This window comes from Pseudomonas oryzicola (assembly GCF_014269185.2).
Taxonomy (GTDB): Bacteria; Pseudomonadota; Gammaproteobacteria; order Pseudomonadales; family Pseudomonadaceae; genus Aquipseudomonas; species Aquipseudomonas oryzicola.
The window spans coordinates 2,030,379-2,046,263 of the sequence record NZ_JABWRZ020000001.1; the positions used below are offsets into that span (position 1 = coordinate 2,030,379).

Here is a 15,885-nt window from a genome sequence, read left to right on the forward strand (position 1 = left end):
TCCTCACTGGGCCGCGACGGCTGGCGCGTTGTAGAGCACGAGCGCAGCGGTCACCAGCAAATTGATCAGGGTCAGCGGCAGGCAGAACTTCCAGCTGAAGTCCATCACCTGGTCATAGCGTGGGCGCGGGATCGAGGCGCGCAGCAGGATGAACAGCATGATGAAGAACGCGGTCTTCAATGCGAACCACAGGAACGACAGTTGCGGCAGGATGCCGAACGGGCCGTGCCAGCCGCCAAAGAACAGGGTCACCAGCAGCGCCGAGATGAGGATGATGCCGATGTACTCACCGACGAAGAACATGCCCCATTTCATGCCGGCATACTCGATGTGGTAGCCGTCGGCCAGTTCCTGTTCCGCTTCTGGCTGGTCGAACGGGTGACGGTGGGTCACGGCGACGCCAGCGATGAAGAAGGTGCAGAAGCCGAAGAACTGCGGAATGATGAACCACAGGTTCTGTGCCTGGTAGTCGACGATGTCGCGCATGTTGAACGAGCCCACCTGCACCACCACGCCCATCAGCGCCAGGCCCAGGAACACCTCGTACGACACGGTCTGCGCCGAGGCGCGCAAGCTGCCCAGCAGGGCGTACTTGTTGTTCGACGACCAGCCGGCGAACAGTACCGCGTAGACCGACAGGCCGGCCATGGCGAAGAAGAACAGCAGGCCGATGTTCAGGTCGGCGACGCCCCAGGTCGGGGTGATCGGGATGACCACGAAGGCGATCAGCAGGGCGCTCATGGCCACGACCGGTGCCAGGGTGAAGATCACGCGGTCGACGAAGGGTGGGTTCCAGTCTTCCTTGAAGAACATCTTCAGCATGTCGGCAGCGATCTGGAACATGCCGAACGGGCCGACGCGGTTCGGACCGTAACGGTCCTGCCACCAGCCCAGCAGGCGACGCTCGACGAAGCTGAGCAGGGCGCCGCAGACCACCACCGCCAGCAGGACCACGATGGCCCGCAGCACGGAAAGGATCACATCGATCACTTCGGGGGTGAACCAGCTCATTGTGCTGCCTCCTGCAGACCTTCGACGGATGCACCGAAGATGGCAGGCGGAATGCCGGCCAGGCCTTTCGGTAATGCGACCAGGCCAGCGCCCAGCTGTTCATTGATGCGCAGTGGCAGGCGCAGGGCCACACCGCCGACCGTCAGGCTCAGCAGGGCGCCGTCGTTGACACCCAGGCGGTCAGCCTCGGACTTGGCCAGGGCGACGTAGGCAGCCGGGATGCGCTCTTGTACCGGGGCGGCGCGCGAGGAGCTTTCTTCGCTGCCGAACAGGTGGAAGAACGGCACGGCAGTCCAGGTGCCACGGGCCGGGTTGAAGGCACCCGGAATGCTGGTGAACCAGTTCAGGCGGTCGCCTTGCGATTCGATCAGGCGCACACCCGGGTCACCGGCGCGCAGGTGGCCACCGACCTCGTCCTGGAACTTGTTCCAGGCTTGCGGCGAGTTCCAGCCCGGCGACCAGGCGAACGGCACCTGTTGGCGCGGCTCGGCGGAGCCCGAGTAGCCTTCCATGGAGAAGGCGAACGCGGTGTCCTTGTCCTGCGGGGTACGCGGTTCGTGCACGCTGATGTTGGCGCGCATGGCGGTACGCCCGGAATAGCGCAGCGGTTCACGGGCCAGCTTCAGGCCCTTGATGCGGAACGCGGCGCTTGGTGCAGCGTTGACGATGCCAGCCAGTTGCGGGGCGGCTTCGGCACAGGCGCTGGTGACGTGGTCCAGCTGGGTCCAGTCGACCGGCTTGTTCAGCAGGGTGGCACGCAGGGCGTGCATCCAGCGCCAGCCTTCGTGGACCAGGATGCTGCTGTCCAGGTATTGCGGGTCGAACACCTGGAAGAAGCGCTGGGCACGGCCTTCCTGGCTGACCAGGGTCCCGTCGCCTTCGGCGAACGAGGCAGCCGGCAGCACCAGGTGGGCGCGGTCGACGGTCGCGGTTTTCGAGTGGTCGGCAACGATCACCACCTTGGCTGCGGCCAGGGCTGCGTCGACCTTGGCGGCCGGTACGCGGGCGTACAGGTCGTTTTCCAGTACCACGATGGCGTCGGCCTTGCCGTTGATGACGGCGTCCAGCGCAGCGTCGACGGACTCGCCACCGAGCATGGCCATGCCCAGGCTGTTGGCTTCAGGCACCACCAGGCTCAGCGAACCGTTCTTCTCGCGCAGTTTCAAGGCCTTGGCGATGTTGGCTGCGGCTTCGATCAGCGCCGGGTCGGCCAGCGAGGTACCGGCGACCACCAGTGGGCGCTGGGCAGCGACCAGTGCATCGGCGATGCGCTGGGCCAGTGCTTGCGCTTCGGCGTCCAGGCCAGTAACGGCAGGCGCGCTCGGGTCGATGGCGTGGGCCACGGCGAAACCGATGCGGGCCAGGTCGGCCGGGGCAGCGTGCACGCATTCTTCGGCGACGTCGTCCAGCTTGGTTTCCGCCAGCGAAGCGATGAACAGCGGGTACAGCGCGTGCTGGCCGATGTTCTTCACTGCCGCGTCGAGCCACGGCTGCACTTTCATCGCTTCGGCCATGGCCTCGGCCTTGCCCTTGGTGGCCTGGCGCACGGCCAGGGCGACGCGGGCAGCGGTCTGGGTCAGGTCTTCACCGAGCACGAACACGGCGTCGTGGTCTTCGATGTCGCGCAGGGTCGGCACTGGCAGCGGGCTGTTGTTCAGCACGTCGAGGGCCAGGCGGACGCGGGCCAGCTCGCCGGCTTCCATACCCGAGTAGAAGTACTCGGCGCCAACCAGCTCACGCAGGCCGTAGTTGCTTTCCAGGCTGGCGCGCGGCGAGCCGATGCCGACGATGGTACGCCCGCGCAGCAGGTCGGCGGCCTTGTCCAGGGCGGCGTCCAGGCTCAGCTTGGTGCCGTCGGCCAGTTGTGGCTGGCGTGGGCGATCCTTGCGGTTGACGTAGCCGTAGCCGAAGCGGCCACGGTCGCACAGGAAGTACTGGTTGACCGAACCGTTGAAGCGGTTTTCCACCCGGCGCAGTTCGCCGTAGCGCTCGCCCGGGCTGATGTTGCAGCCGCTGGAGCAGCCGTGGCAGATGCTCGGGGCGAACTGCATGTCCCACTTGCGGTTGTAGCGCTCGGAGTGGGTCTTGTCGGTGAACACGCCGGTCGGGCAGACCTCGGTCAGGTTGCCGGAGAATTCGCTTTCCAGCACGCCGTCTTCGACGCGGCCGAAGTACACGTTGTCGTGGGCGCCGTATACGCCCAGGTCGGTACCACCGGCATAGTCCTTGTAGTAGCGCACGCAGCGGTAGCAGGCGATGCAGCGGTTCATCTCATGGGCGATGAACGGGCCGAGGTCCTGGTTCTGGTGGGTACGCTTGGTGAAACGGTAGCGGCGCTCGTTGTGGCCGGTCATTACCGTCATGTCCTGCAGGTGGCAGTGACCGCCTTCCTCGCACACCGGGCAGTCGTGCGGGTGGTTGGTCATCAGCCATTCGACGACGCTGGCGCGGAACGCCTTGGACTCTTCATCGTCGATGGAGATCCAGGTGCCGTCGGAGGCAGGGGTCATGCAGGACATGACGATACGACCACGGGTGTCGTTCTCGTCGGTGTACTGCTTGACCGCGCATTGCCGGCAGGCGCCAACGCTACCGAGCGCCGGGTGCCAGCAGAAATAAGGGATGTCGAGGCCGAGCGACAGACAGGCCTGTAACAGGTTGTCTGCACCGTTGACTTCGAGCGCTTTGCCGTCTACGTGGATAGTGGCCATTGTTCAAAGTTCTTCGTTGGCCCGCGTGAGCGGGCGTGGCTAATGGAAATCGGTGAGCTTGCGACACGCCACGAATGAATCGGGCCTGTCGGCAAGCTGGCGAGTGGCACGGACCACTCGCCTAATCATCTTGTTATGCGCCGACCACGATCGGCCCGGCCTGGATTGGCTTGGCCAGGTCCGGGCGCAGGGTGTCGCCAGCGGATGCTGGAGCGACCCCGGCCTCGAACTCGGAGCGGAAGTATTTGATGGCACTGCCCAACGGCTCGACGGCACCCGGTGCGTGAGCACAGAAGGTGCGGCCTGGGCCGAGGAAGTTGACCAGGCCCAGCAGCGTCTCGATGTCTTCGGCGCGGCCCTGGCCTTTTTCCAGTGCGCGCAGCATCTTCACGCTCCACGGCAGGCCGTCACGGCAAGGCGTGCACCAGCCGCACGACTCGCGGGCGAAGAACTCTTCCATGTTGCGCAGCAGCGAAACCATGTTGATGCTGTCGTCCACCGCCATTGCCAGGCCGGTACCCATGCGGGTGCCGACCTTGGCGATGCCACCGGCGTACATCTGCGCGTCGAGGTGCTCGGGCAGCAGGAAGCCGGTACCGGCGCCGCCTGGCTGCCAGCACTTGAGCTTGAAGCCGTCGCGCATGCCGCCGGCGTAGTCTTCGAACAGCTCGCGGGCGGTGACGCCGAACGGCAGTTCCCACAGGCCCGGGTTCTTCACCTTGCCGGAGAAGCCCATCAGCTTGGTGCCGTGGTCTTCGCTGCCTTCGCGGGCCAGCGACTTGTACCAGTCGTTGCCGTTGGCGACGATGGCCGGCACGTTGCACAGGGTTTCGACGTTGTTGACGCAGGTCGGCTTGCCCCACACGCCCACGGCGGCAGGGAAGGGCGGCTTCGAGCGCGGGTTGGCGCGGCGGCCTTCCAGCGAGTTGATCAGCGCGGTTTCTTCACCGCAGATGTAGCGGCCGGCACCGGTGTGCACGAACAGCTCGAAGTCGAAGCCGCTGCCGAGGATGTTCTTGCCCAGCAGGCCGGCGGCCTTGGCTTCCTCGATGGCGCGGTTGAGGTGCTTGGCGGCGGTGGTGTATTCGCCACGCAGGAAGATGTAGCCACGGTAGGCCTTCAGGGCGCGGGCGCTGATCAGCATGCCCTCGACCAGCAGATGGGGCTGTTGCTCCATCAGCATGCGGTCCTTCCAGGTGTTCGGCTCCATTTCGTCCGCGTTGCACAGCAGGTAGCGGATGTTCATGGATTCGTCTTTGGGCATCAGGCCCCACTTCACGCCAGTGGGGAAGCCTGCACCACCACGGCCCTTGAGGCCGGAGTCCTTGACGCTTTGCACGATGTCGTCGGCGGACATCTGCGCCAGCGCCTTGCGGGCGGCAGCGTAGCCGTTCTTCGATTCGTACTCGGCCAGCCAGACCGGCTCGCCGTCGTCACGCAGGCGCCAGGTCAGCGGGTGGGTTTCGGCCGTGCGCGCGATGCGGTTGGCCGGGCCGAAGGAAGTAATGGTCATACGTAACCCTCCAGCAATTTGGAAACGCCTGCCGGCTGCACGTCACCGAAGGTGTCGTCGTCGATCATCAGCGCCGGGGCCTTGTCGCAGTTGCCCAGGCAGCATACCGGCAGCAGGGTGAAGCGGCCGTCGGCGGTGGTCTGGCCGAGGCCGATGCCCAGCTCGCTCTGGATCTGGCTGACCACCGACTCGTGGCCACCGATGTAGCAGACCATGCTGTCGCACACGCGGATGATGTGGCGGCCGACCGGCTGACGGAAGATCTGGCTGTAGAAGGTGGCCACACCTTCGACGTCGCTGGCCGGAATGCCCAGCACTTCGCCGATGGCATGGATGGCGCCGTCCGGCACCCAGCCACGTTCCTTCTGGACGATCTTCAGGGCTTCGATGGACGCCGCGCGCGGGTCCTCGTAGTGATGCATTTCGTGCTCGATGGCCGAGCGCTCGGTTTCGCTCAGGGCGAAACGGTCTGTCTGGATAAGCGTGCTGTTCATGCTTAGCGGTCCACGTCAGCCATAACGAAGTCGATACTGCCCAGGTACGCAATGAGGTCGGCGACCATGCTGCCTTTGATCACCGAAGGGATCTGCTGCAGGTGCGGGTAGCTCGGGGTACGGATCCGGGTGCGGTAGCTCATGGTGCCGCCATCGCTCGTCAGGTAGTAACTGTTGATGCCCTTGGTCGCCTCGATCATCTGGAACGACTCGTTGGCCGGCATGACCGGGCCCCACGAGACTTGCAGGAAGTGCGTGATCAGGGTTTCGATGTGCTGCAGGGTGCGCTCTTTTGGCGGCGGCGTGGTCAGCGGGTGGTCCGCCTTGTACGGGCCTTCCGGCATGTTGCGCAGGCACTGGTCGATGATGCGGATACTCTGGCGCATCTCCTCGACACGGACCATGCAGCGATCGTAGGCATCGCCGTTGTGGGCCAGCGGTACTTCGAACTCGAAGTTCTCGTAGCCGGAGTAGGGGCGGGCTTTGCGCAGGTCGAAGTTGCAACCGGTGGCACGCAGGCCGGCACCGGTGGTACCCCAGGCCAGGGCTTCCTTGGTGTTGTACGCGGCAACGCCGATGGTACGGCCCTTGAGGATGCTGTTCTGCAGGGCAGCCTTTTCGTACTCGTCGAGGCGCTTGGGCAGCCATTCGACGAAGTCCTTGACCAGCTTGTCCCAGCCGCGTGGCAGGTCGTGGGCGACGCCACCGATGCGGTACCAGGCCGGGTGCAGGCGGAAGCCGGTGATCGCTTCGATCACGGTGTAGGCGCGCTGGCGGTCGGTGAAGGTGAAGAACACCGGGGTCATGGCGCCGACGTCCTGGATGTAGGTACCCAGGAACAGCAGGTGGCTGGTGATACGGAAGAATTCGGCCAGCATCACGCGGATGGTGTCGACCTTCTGTGGCACCTTGATGCCGGCCAGCTTCTCGACCGCGAGCACGTACGGCAGGTTGTTCATCACCCCGCCGAGGTAGTCGATACGGTCGGTGTACGGAATGAAGCTGTGCCAGGACTGGCGCTCGGCCATTTTCTCGGCACCACGGTGGTGGTAGCCGATGTCCGGTACGCAGTCGACGATTTCTTCACCGTCCAGCTGCAGGACGATACGGAAGGCACCGTGCGCCGAAGGGTGGTTGGGGCCGAGGTTGAGGAACATGTAGTCCTCGTTGGTGCCCTGACGCTTCATGCCCCAGGCTTCCGGGTTGAAACGTGCCGATTCCTCTTCAAGCTGCTGCTTGGCCAGGGTCAGGCTGTAGGGATCGAATTCGGTGGCGCGGGCCGGGTAGTCCTTGCGCAGCGGGTGGCCTTCCCAGGTGGGCGGCATCATGATGCGGCTGAGGTGCGGGTGGCCGGCAAAGTCGATGCCGAACATGTCCCAGACTTCGCGCTCGTACCAGTTGGCGTTTGGCCAGATACCGGTCACGGTCGGCAGGTTCAGGTCGCCTTCGCTGAGCGACACCTTGATCATCACATCGCTGTTACGCTCGATCGACAGCAGGTGGTAGAACACGCTGAAGTCGGCGGCTGGCAGGCCGCGGCGCTGGGTGCGCAGGCGTTCGTCGACGCCGTGCAGGTCGTACAGCATGCTGTACGGCTTGGCCACGCCACGCAGGAAGCTGAGCACTTCCTTGAGCTGCTCGCGCTTGACCCACAGCACGGGCATGCCGGTGCGGGTTTCCTGGGCGACGAATGCTTCGGCGCCAAAACGGTTATGCAGTTCGACGACCACATCCTGGTCGTCTGCCTTGTAGGGCGGAATGAAAATAGCGTTGTCCGCTGTCATGGTCTCGGTCGCTTTGGGTCAACGTTAAGAATGAAGCCAGGCCGCCGGCTCCAGGGGAGCGGGCGGCAGGTCGCTGGATCAGACTTCGTCGGGGCTGCGCAGGTTGGTTACGGCGATGCGCTGCTCACGACGCAGGTCTTTCTGGGCTGGCATCTCGGCACGGTAGATGCCTTGATCACCAACAACCCAGGAAAGCGGGCGTCGTTCTTGGCCGATCGACTCCTGCAGCAGCATCAAGCCTTGCAGGAAAGCCTCAGGGCGCGGCGGGCAGCCGGGCACATAGACGTCCACGGGGAGGAACTTGTCGACCCCCTGAACGACCGAGTAGATGTCGTACATGCCACCGGAGTTGGCACACGAACCCATGGAAATGACCCATTTCGGCTCGAGCATCTGCTCGTACAGGCGCTGGATGATCGGCGCCATTTTGACGAAGCAGGTACCGGCGATGACCATGAAGTCGGCCTGACGCGGCGAGGCCCGGATGACTTCGGCGCCGAAGCGGGCGATGTCGTGGGGCGCCGTGAAGGCCGTGGTCATTTCCACGTAGCAGCAGGACAGGCCGAAGTTGTACGGCCAGAGGGAGTTCTTGCGCCCCCAGTTGACCGCGCCACGCAGCACATCTTCGAGCTTGCCCATGAAGATGTTCTTGTGGACCTGGTCTTCCAGCAGTTGATCGGTGACGGTTTCCCGTTCACCGACCGGGTACTGCTCGTTGGGCGCATCCGGATCGATTCTGGTGAGATTGTATTGCATGCCAAAGCCTCATTGTTTCAGCTTCGCTTGCCGCTTGCGGCGACCTTCGGGAGCCCAATCAAGTGCCCCGACGCGCCAAAGGTAGACAAGACCTGCCAACAGAATTGCTATGAAAACGAGTGCTTCGACGAATCCGGTCCAGCCGCTTTCGCGGACGGACACAGACCATGCAAAGAGAAAGAGGGCTTCGATATCGAAGATCACGAACAGCATCGCGACCAGATAGAATTTGGCGGACAGGCGCAGGCGGGCGCTGCCGACGGGCAGCATGCCGGATTCGAAGGGTTCGTTCTTGGCGCGGCCCCAGGCCTTGCTACCGAGCAGGCTGGAGAGGCCGAGCATGAAGGCGCACAGGCCGACGACACCCAGGAGGAAGATGGCAAAGCCCCAGTTGTGGGCGATGAGTCCTGCCGAATCGGACATGCTAGAAATCCTTATACAGAGACCCAGCTCTGCAGTCTGAAATAAGTGTAGAGCGGCGACCTGGTGTCGCACATGCAGTGACCAAATGTCGCAGCTGAATCAATCGGGCTGATTTTATGGGTAAACCCGGTGCAAGTAAAATTTCTGTCGCAAATTTATTCGTAGGATTAAGTACAAAACCCGCTCGTAACCGGCTGAAAGCCTTGAGGTTAGGGCATTGCATGCGGTTTTGTTAATTATGTTTCTTGCCGCTGGTAACGAAGGGCAAACTTCGTAATGATAATTGATATCATTTGTCCTGATGCCTGATAATTCGGCTGTTCTGCACCTTGAAAAGTTCATCTGGCGATTGCCCCTACTTGCAAACGCGAAAAACGCCTGTTCTAGCAACTTCCGACACCGCTCGCACCGCTCTGGGTCAATACTTTACCGATTGGGCGATGACTGGCTGATGAAGCGATTGCCCATTGGCCAAGCCAGTAGGTCAGGATGATCAGGTACGGTGCGGCGGCGAACGGGCTGACGAAACGGTCGATGCCGATCAGACTGTCGGAAAGCACGAACAGGCAGGCGCCGAGCGCGGCGAGCCCGCCGCAGGCCAGGGCGCGCCAGAGCATGGTGCTGATGGCCAAGGCATAGAGCGCGACCGGGACCAGTAGCGGGCCGAGGCCGTGGCTGGCCAGTACGCCGAGCAAAGTGATGCCGGTGATGCTGCTCAGCAGCAGTGCGGGCAGGGCTGGGCGCAGGGTCTGGCTGCCATAGGCGCGCAGGTAGGCCAGGTGGGCGCAGAGGAAGGCAGCCAGGCCGAACACGAACAGGTCGGCGGGGATGGCCAGCAGGATGTCGCCGAGTACCGAGAATGCCAGGCCGAGGGTGATCCAGCGGCGATAAGGTGTGGCGGGAGCGCTGCGCAACCAGGTGATCAGGGCCAGTACCGGGATCGGTTTGGCCAGCAGGGCGAGCAGGGTGTTGTCGCTGGCCAGTGCATATATATAGAGGGCGGCGGCGACCAGGGCGATTGTGGTTAGGTGGCTTGGACGGGGCATGGGCGGTCCTTGCGGCTGTGCTGCCTCAAGCATAGACCTGATCCCGGGTTTTGCTTCCTCCTGTACCGGCCCTTTCGCGGGCATGCCCGCTCCCACAGGATCACCTCATGTTCGGCGCTAGCCTGTTGTCCGTGAAAGGTGTGGTACAGACCAAAAAGAAAGGCCCAGGGCTTTAACAAGCCTCGGGCCTTTCTTCAACAGCAACCCATTATCAGTGGAACTGCTCTTCCTCGGTCGAACCAGTCAGTGCAGTCACCGACGATGCGCCACCCTGAATCACGGTGGTCATGTCGTCGAAGTAGCCAGTGCCCACTTCCTGCTGGTGCGCCACGAAGGTGTAGCCCTTGCTGGCGTCAGCGAATTCCTGCTCCTGCAGCTTCACGTAGGCGGTCATGTCGTTGCGGGCGTAGTCGTGCGCCAGGTTGAACATGCCGTGCCACATGTTGTGGATGCCGGCCAGGGTGATGAACTGGTGCTTGTAGCCCATGGCCGACAGCTCGCGCTGGAACTTGGCGATGGTCGCATCGTCCAGGTTCTTCTTCCAGTTGAAGGAAGGCGAGCAGTTGTACGACAGGATCTGGTCCGGGTATTCCTTCTTGATCGCTTCGGCGAAGCGGCGGGCTTCGTCCAGGTCCGGCTTGGCGGTTTCACACCAGATCAGGTCGGCGTAAGGTGCGTAGGCCAGGCCGCGGGCGATGGCCTGGTCGAGGCCGGCGCGTACCTTGTAGAAGCCTTCGCGGGTGCGCTCGCCAACCACGAATGGCTGGTCGTACGGGTCGCAGTCGCTGGTCAGCAGGTCGGCGGCGTTGGCGTCGGTGCGGGCCAGGATGATGGTCGGTACGCCCGACACGTCAGCGGCCAGGCGCGCGGCTACCAACTTCTGCACGGCTTCCTGGGTCGGTACCAGTACCTTGCCACCCATGTGGCCGCATTTCTTCACCGAGGCCAGCTGGTCTTCGAAGTGCACGCCGGCGGCGCCTGCCTCGATCATGTTCTTCATCAGCTCGTAGGCGTTCAACACGCCGCCGAAACCGGCTTCGGCGTCAGCCACGATTGGCGCGAAGTAATCGATGTAGCCGTCGTCGCCCGGGTTCTTGCCGGCTTTCCACTGGATCTGGTCGGCACGACGGAAGGCGTTGTTGATGCGCTTGACCACGGTCGGTACCGAGTCGACCGGGTACAGCGACTGGTCTGGGTACATCGACTCGGCCGAGTTGTTGTCGGCGGCAACCTGCCAGCCGGACAGGTAGATGGCCTGGATGCCAGCCTTGACCTGCTGCACTGCCTGGCCGCCGGTCAGGGCACCCATGCAGTTGACGAAATCTTTTTCTGGGCGGAAGGACGGGTGGGCACCTTCGGTGACCAGCTTCCACAGTTTTTCTGCACCCAGGCGGGCCAGGGTGTGCTCCGGCTGCAGGGAGCCACGCAGGCGAACGACATCAGCGGCGGTGTAGGTACGGGTCACGCCTTTCCAGCGCGGGTTCTCGGCCCAGTCTTTCTCGAGGGCTGCAATTTGCTGTTCGCGTGTCAGTGCCATGGAAATAAACCTCGTCGCATCGATCTTGGGGTAATTGTGCTGATGCTCGGGGCCGATCAGGGAAGCTGGCGGCTGTCCTGTTCGCGGGAGTGCGGCGGCGAACGCGAAGGCTCGAAGGGGAAGGGTGTGCAGGCCAGGCGCATGGAGGCTCCGGCAGGTCGGCTCGTGGTTGCCTTGCTGCGGTGCTACGTGATTGCCAGTGCTGCGGTGATGCGCTTCCGTCCCTCGGGACAACTTCTTCGTTGCAGTCGCAATCCCGTCGAACCGCCTTGTGGGCCGTATAGACACGAGGCGCCTCCAGGGGTGGGAGGATCGCGCCTCGAAGGCCCTTGCCAGGGCCCCTGATTAGCGGGAGCGAGGCCATCATGCCCTTGGGAAAAAGAACCTGTCAAATGTTTTGTAGTGGTTTTTTGTGCGTACTACATCTTTGGTCTAATGCGACTTGGCAGTCAGTTTCAAGGCCTTTGGTCGAGGCCTTGAGTTGCCTGGGATCAGTCCACAAGGTCGACTTTGACCCGCAAAGTCATGTTGTCACCGCGCTGGGTGCTGTAACTGTGGCTGGATGCACTGCGCTCGGCTTGGCTCTGCTGGTTGAAGCCCGCCAGGGTGATCCATTCACCCAGCCTGCCGGTGACTGTCGTGTCGGTACTTTGTACTTTCACTACATCGGCACGTTCCTGGCTGATGCGGTCATTATTGGTGCTTATTTGCAGACGAACCGTATCGCCGCTCAGGCTTGGCGTAACGTAGAAACCCTGGGTCACGTTGCGGTATTCGGTATTGCTCTGGAAGCGCCCGTAGCTGTCGGTGCTGGTGCTGGTAACCGGGATGCTCTGGCCAACCTGGATCAGCGCCGGCTGGCCTTCGCTGGCCTGCACCTGTTGCATGCCGCCGTCGCGGTTGCTGGTGCCGTAGTGGATGACACGCGCGTTGCCGCGGTTGTCCTGGAAGTTGCTGTCGTTGTTGTCGACGCTGATCAGCAGGCGCTTGGGGGCAGTGTCCAGTTGTTGCAGCAGGGCGCGCAGGTCGTCGATGCGCTCGGGGCTGGCGTTGACGATCAGCTTGTTCTCGAAGGCAGTGACGCTGCCGTCCTTGCCGAGGAACGCCTGCGCTGGCGGCAGCAGTTCGGCGCTGCTGCGGTGTTGCAGCGGCACGACCTCGGTGGCGGCATGGACGGTAAGGCTGGTGGCCAGCAGCAGCGAGGCGAAAAGCGGGCGTAGCGGCATGTGGATGATCTCCGCGGGTGGAATGAACATGATGGCAAATTTGTAGCGCTTGTGCCGGGTCCAAGTCACAAGTTGGCGTTCACGCAGCTGAACCTTGGCGCTTGTCGGGTAGTCGCAATGTCAGGAAAGGCGGGGGGCTGATTGCATGAAGCGCCATGTCATCGTGCTGATGGTCATTTTCAGCAGTGCCGTGTCGGCACAACCGGACACGCTGCGCGTCAAGCAACTGCAGCGCTGCGGTGATTTATTGGGCGAAGGTGAACAGCAATGGTGCTTGCGTGCCGAGGGCCTGGGTGCCGGTGTGCCGAGCGTCCGGCTGGGTGATGCCCAGATAGCGCAGGCTGGCATCCAGCGGCAGGGCGATATGCTCAGGCTGACGCTGGCCAAGGATGAGCAGCGCAGCGCGCCGCTGTGGCTGCAGGACGGAGAACGTACCAGCAACGCCGTCTGGCTGACCCGTCAGCGCAGCCACGTTGTCGCCGCAGGGCCGGGCGAAGTGGCGAGCAACATGGATGGCCTTACCACCTACCTCGACCTGGTCAGCCTGTTGATCGAAGAGAAGCACGATGGCGCAGCCGAAGCCCGGCGCATTGCTGCCAAGTACGGTGCCCAGGTGGTCGGTGCCATTGCGCCGCTGAATGTCTACCAGCTGCGCTTGCCGGTGCGTGACCTGGTGCAGCGCGATGCGCTGGTCCTGCGCCTCGGCACCGAGGTCAGCGTGGATGCCGTGATCGTCGAGGAGTCTGCCCCCGAACGCGGCGAGGAGGGTGATGGCGGCGGCCAACCGGCCATCGACCAGGCAGATGAATGGGCCGCCAACCGATTCATGGACGCGTTGTACTTCTACCAGCGACGCATCCCCGCTTCCGGTGTGCCGGTGCAGCCGGTGCGGGTGGGGGTGATCGAGCGTGAGGTGGATTTCGATGCGCCGCCATTCAGCGCCTACCGGGGTGCTTGCAACCAGGGGCAGACCTGCCTGTATGGCCCCGACGGCGATCGCCCGGACAGCCACGGTAGCCATGTGGCCGGCATCCTGGCGGCCCGGGGGGAAGGCTTCCTGCCCGGGCTGGGCCAGCACAGCCCTGGTTTCGAGGTAATTGTCGGGCGCAACTCGGATGCCGGGATCACCGCCAATATCGCTGCCTCGGTGAACCTGGTCGAAGACGGCGTGCGGGTGTTGAACTGGAGCTGGGGCATTCACCGGGTCGGGGCGAGGAACGTGCAGGGTGATGAGGTCGAATCCCTGGTGCGGTCCGGGCTGGCGATGAGTGGCTATGAAGAATTGCTCGAAGAATTCTTCCTCTGGCTGCGGGCCAGGCATCCTGATGTGCTGGTGGTGAACTCGGCCGGCAATGGTGCGTCCTGGTCGGGTACCGATGAATATCGGCTGCCTTCCTCGTTCGTCACCGAGCAACTGCTGGTGGTGGGCGGGCACCAGCGCAGTGACCAGGCGGTGCCGGTCGAAGACCCTCGCCATGTCCGCAAGCGCCACAGCTCGAATATCGACATGCGCGTGGATGTCAGTGCTGCAGCGTGCATTCGCCCGACCGCCGCCGATCGACCGCATTGTGGCACGTCATACGCCACACCGCTGGTCACGGCCACCGTGGCGACCATGCTGGCGATCAACCCGGCCCTGACCCCACAGCAGGTGCGCATGCTGTTACGGCGTAGCGCCCTGACCCTGGGCAGCGAGCAAGACTTCGAGGCCATGGATGCCGAGGACCTGACCGCGCCGATCCTGCCTTCAGAGCGCGGCGGGCAACTGGACCACCCCGACCTGGGGCGCTCGGCGCGCCTGGACATGCAGCGCGCGTTGGACCTGGCCATACAAAGCCGGGACCGGGTGCGTTGAGCGGTGGCTGCTGGCGGACAAATTCCGTAACATCGCGCCCCTCGTTTTCCCTGTCCCCCCGGACTGCACCACAGGACCCCCATGAAACCCGCCCGACTCCGCGCCGACCTGCTCGCCGGCCTGACCACTTCGTTCGCCTTGGTGCCCGAATGCATCGCGTTCGCCCTGGTGGCCCATCTCAACCCGCTGATGGGCCTGTACGGGGCGTTCATCATCTGCACCCTGACGGCGCTGTTCGGCGGCCGGCCAGGGATGATTTCCGGCGCGGCCGGCTCGATGGCGGTGGTAATCGTCGCCCTGGTGGTGCAACACGGTGTGCAGTACTTGCTGGCGACGGTACTGCTGGGCGGTGCGGTGATGATCCTGTTCGGCCTGCTGCGCCTGGGCAAGCTGGTGCGCCTGGTGCCGTACCCGGTGATGCTCGGCTTCGTCAATGGCCTGGCGATCGTCATCGCCCTGGCCCAGCTGGAGCACTTCAAGCAAGGCGGGCAGTGGCTCAGTGGCACGCCGCTGTACCTGATGGTCGGGCTGGTGGCCCTGACCATGCTGGTGGTCTACGTGTTGCCGAAGCTGACCCGCACGGTGCCGCCGGCGCTGGTGGCGATCCTTGGCGTTGGCTTGCTGGTATATCTGCTCGGCCTGCCTACCCGTACCCTGGGCGACATGGCGCAGATTGCCGGTGGCCTGCCGCAACTGGCCCTGCCGGACGTGCCGTGGAACCTGGAAACCCTGAAGATCGTGGCGCCCTATGCGGTGCTGATGGCCATGGTCGGTCTGCTGGAAACCCTGCTTACTCTCAACCTGACCGATGAAATCACCGAAAGCCGAGGCTTTCCGGACCGTGAGTGCGTGGCCCTTGGTGCGGCCAACATGGTTTCCGGCCTGTGCGGCGGCATGGGCGGTTGCGCGATGATCGGCCAGACGGTGATCAACCTCAGCTCCAATGGCCGTGGCCGGCTGTCGGGGGTGGTGGCCGGGGGTATGGTCCTGCTGTTCGTGCTGTTCCTGGCCCCGCTGATCGAACGCATTCCGCTGGCAGCTCTGGTCGGGGTGATGTTCGTGGTGGCGCAGCAGACCTTTGCCTGGGCGTCCCTGCGGGTGCTGCACAAGGTGCCGCTGAACGATGTGCTGGCGATTATTGCGGTTACCGTGGTCACGGTGTTCACCGACCTGGCGGTGGCGGTGCTGTTCGGCATCATCATCGCAGCGTTGAACTTTGCCTGGCAGCATGCGCGGGAGCTGTATGCCGACAGCCATGAGGACGGCGAAGGGGGCAAGCATTACCGGTTGCATGGCACGCTGTTCTTTGCCTCGACCACCTCGTTTCTTGAACAGTTCGACACCGCCAACGATCCGGACAAGGTCACGTTGGACTGCCAGCATTTGAGCTTTGTCGATTATTCGGCGATTGCGGCTTTGCAGACCTTGCGCGAGCGTTATGCCAAGGCGGGCAAGCATCTGCGCGTGGTGCATTTGTCGGAGCGCTGCAAGAAGCTGTTGAAGCGGGCGGGGGAGCAGCACTGAGAAGG

General features: G+C 63.5%; 12 protein-coding genes. 2 read left to right on the forward strand and 10 right to left on the reverse strand.

The window, feature by feature from the left end:
- Positions 1-3: 3 nt before the first annotated feature.
- From nuoH to HU760_RS09195, 10 genes are all read right to left on the reverse strand, one after another.
- Positions 4-1,011, reverse strand: a complete 1,008-nt coding sequence (nuoH, locus tag HU760_RS09150; protein WP_186674746.1) for an NADH-quinone oxidoreductase subunit NuoH — start codon at positions 1,009-1,011, stop codon at positions 4-6.
- Entirely contained in the window at positions 1,008-3,722 is a 2,715-nt protein-coding gene (nuoG, locus tag HU760_RS09155; RefSeq protein ID WP_186674745.1) for an NADH-quinone oxidoreductase subunit NuoG, read from the reverse strand. The genes nuoH and nuoG overlap by 4 nt, the downstream gene beginning before the upstream one ends.
- 133 nt (positions 3,723-3,855) lie before the next feature.
- Positions 3,856-5,235, reverse strand: a complete 1,380-nt coding sequence (gene nuoF, locus HU760_RS09160) for an NADH-quinone oxidoreductase subunit NuoF (protein WP_186674744.1) — start codon at positions 5,233-5,235, stop codon at positions 3,856-3,858.
- Entirely contained in the window at positions 5,232-5,729 is a 498-nt protein-coding gene (nuoE, locus tag HU760_RS09165; RefSeq protein WP_003251433.1) for an NADH-quinone oxidoreductase subunit NuoE, read from the reverse strand. The genes nuoF and nuoE overlap by 4 nt, the downstream gene beginning before the upstream one ends.
- 2 nt (positions 5,730-5,731) lie before the next feature.
- Complete coding sequence (gene nuoC / locus HU760_RS09170; protein ID WP_186674743.1) at positions 5,732-7,513, reverse strand: NADH-quinone oxidoreductase subunit C/D; 1,782 nt, start codon at positions 7,511-7,513, stop codon at positions 5,732-5,734.
- A 78-nt stretch (positions 7,514-7,591) separates the two neighbouring features.
- The gene (locus tag HU760_RS09175) at positions 7,592-8,269 is read right to left on the reverse strand and encodes a NuoB/complex I 20 kDa subunit family protein (RefSeq protein ID WP_003251429.1); all 678 of its coding nucleotides are present in this window, start codon (positions 8,267-8,269) and stop codon (positions 7,592-7,594) included.
- Positions 8,270-8,278: 9 nt separating this feature from the next.
- The gene (locus HU760_RS09180) at positions 8,279-8,692 is read right to left on the reverse strand and encodes an NADH-quinone oxidoreductase subunit A (protein ID WP_003251427.1); all 414 of its coding nucleotides are present in this window, start codon (positions 8,690-8,692) and stop codon (positions 8,279-8,281) included.
- A gap of 383 nt (positions 8,693-9,075) precedes the next feature.
- Positions 9,076-9,738 (reverse strand): lysoplasmalogenase, encoded by a 663-nt coding sequence (locus tag HU760_RS09185; protein WP_186674742.1) that lies wholly within the window; start codon positions 9,736-9,738, stop codon positions 9,076-9,078.
- 211 nt (positions 9,739-9,949) lie between these two features.
- A complete protein-coding gene (gene aceA / locus HU760_RS09190; RefSeq protein ID WP_170030726.1) occupies positions 9,950-11,275 on the reverse strand; it encodes an isocitrate lyase in 1,326 nt (441 codons plus the stop codon).
- 491 nt (positions 11,276-11,766) lie between these two features.
- Positions 11,767-12,531 carry a secretin N-terminal domain-containing protein gene (locus HU760_RS09195; protein WP_186674741.1) on the reverse strand — a complete coding sequence of 255 codons (765 nt, stop codon included), beginning with the start codon at positions 12,529-12,531 and terminating at the stop codon, positions 11,767-11,769.
- Positions 12,532-12,646: 115 nt separating this feature from the next.
- Between HU760_RS09195 and HU760_RS09200 the strand changes: the two genes are divergently transcribed.
- Positions 12,647-14,356 carry a S8 family peptidase gene (locus HU760_RS09200; protein WP_186674740.1) on the forward strand — a complete coding sequence of 570 codons (1,710 nt, stop codon included), beginning with the start codon at positions 12,647-12,649 and terminating at the stop codon, positions 14,354-14,356.
- Positions 14,357-14,437: 81 nt separating this feature from the next.
- Positions 14,438-15,880: a SulP family inorganic anion transporter gene (locus HU760_RS09205; protein ID WP_186674739.1), complete on the forward strand. Its 1,443-nt coding sequence runs from the start codon at positions 14,438-14,440 to the stop codon at positions 15,878-15,880.
- The last annotated feature ends 5 nt before the right edge of the window (positions 15,881-15,885 follow it).

What these genes read in the sequence shown, in the direction of transcription:
- nuoH (WP_186674746.1), bottom strand. Translation starts at nt 1,011, where the DNA reads ATGAGCTGGTTCACCCCCGAAGTGATCGATGTGATCCTTTCCGTGCTG.
- nuoG (WP_186674745.1), bottom strand. Translation starts at nt 3,722, where the DNA reads ATGGCCACTATCCACGTAGACGGCAAAGCGCTCGAAGTCAACGGTGCA.
- nuoF (WP_186674744.1), bottom strand. Translation starts at nt 5,235, where the DNA reads ATGACCATTACTTCCTTCGGCCCGGCCAACCGCATCGCGCGCACGGCC.
- nuoE (WP_003251433.1), bottom strand. Translation starts at nt 5,729, where the DNA reads ATGAACAGCACGCTTATCCAGACAGACCGTTTCGCCCTGAGCGAAACC.
- nuoC (WP_186674743.1), bottom strand. Translation starts at nt 7,513, where the DNA reads ATGACAGCGGACAACGCTATTTTCATTCCGCCCTACAAGGCAGACGAC.
- HU760_RS09175 (WP_003251429.1), bottom strand. Translation starts at nt 8,269, where the DNA reads ATGCAATACAATCTCACCAGAATCGATCCGGATGCGCCCAACGAGCAG.
- HU760_RS09180 (WP_003251427.1), bottom strand. Translation starts at nt 8,692, where the DNA reads ATGTCCGATTCGGCAGGACTCATCGCCCACAACTGGGGCTTTGCCATC.
- HU760_RS09185 (WP_186674742.1), bottom strand. Translation starts at nt 9,738, where the DNA reads ATGCCCCGTCCAAGCCACCTAACCACAATCGCCCTGGTCGCCGCCGCC.
- aceA (WP_170030726.1), bottom strand. Translation starts at nt 11,275, where the DNA reads ATGGCACTGACACGCGAACAGCAAATTGCAGCCCTCGAGAAAGACTGG.
- HU760_RS09195 (WP_186674741.1), bottom strand. Translation starts at nt 12,531, where the DNA reads ATGTTCATTCCACCCGCGGAGATCATCCACATGCCGCTACGCCCGCTT.
- HU760_RS09200 (WP_186674740.1), top strand. Translation starts at nt 12,647, where the DNA reads ATGAAGCGCCATGTCATCGTGCTGATGGTCATTTTCAGCAGTGCCGTG.
- HU760_RS09205 (WP_186674739.1), top strand. Translation starts at nt 14,438, where the DNA reads ATGAAACCCGCCCGACTCCGCGCCGACCTGCTCGCCGGCCTGACCACT.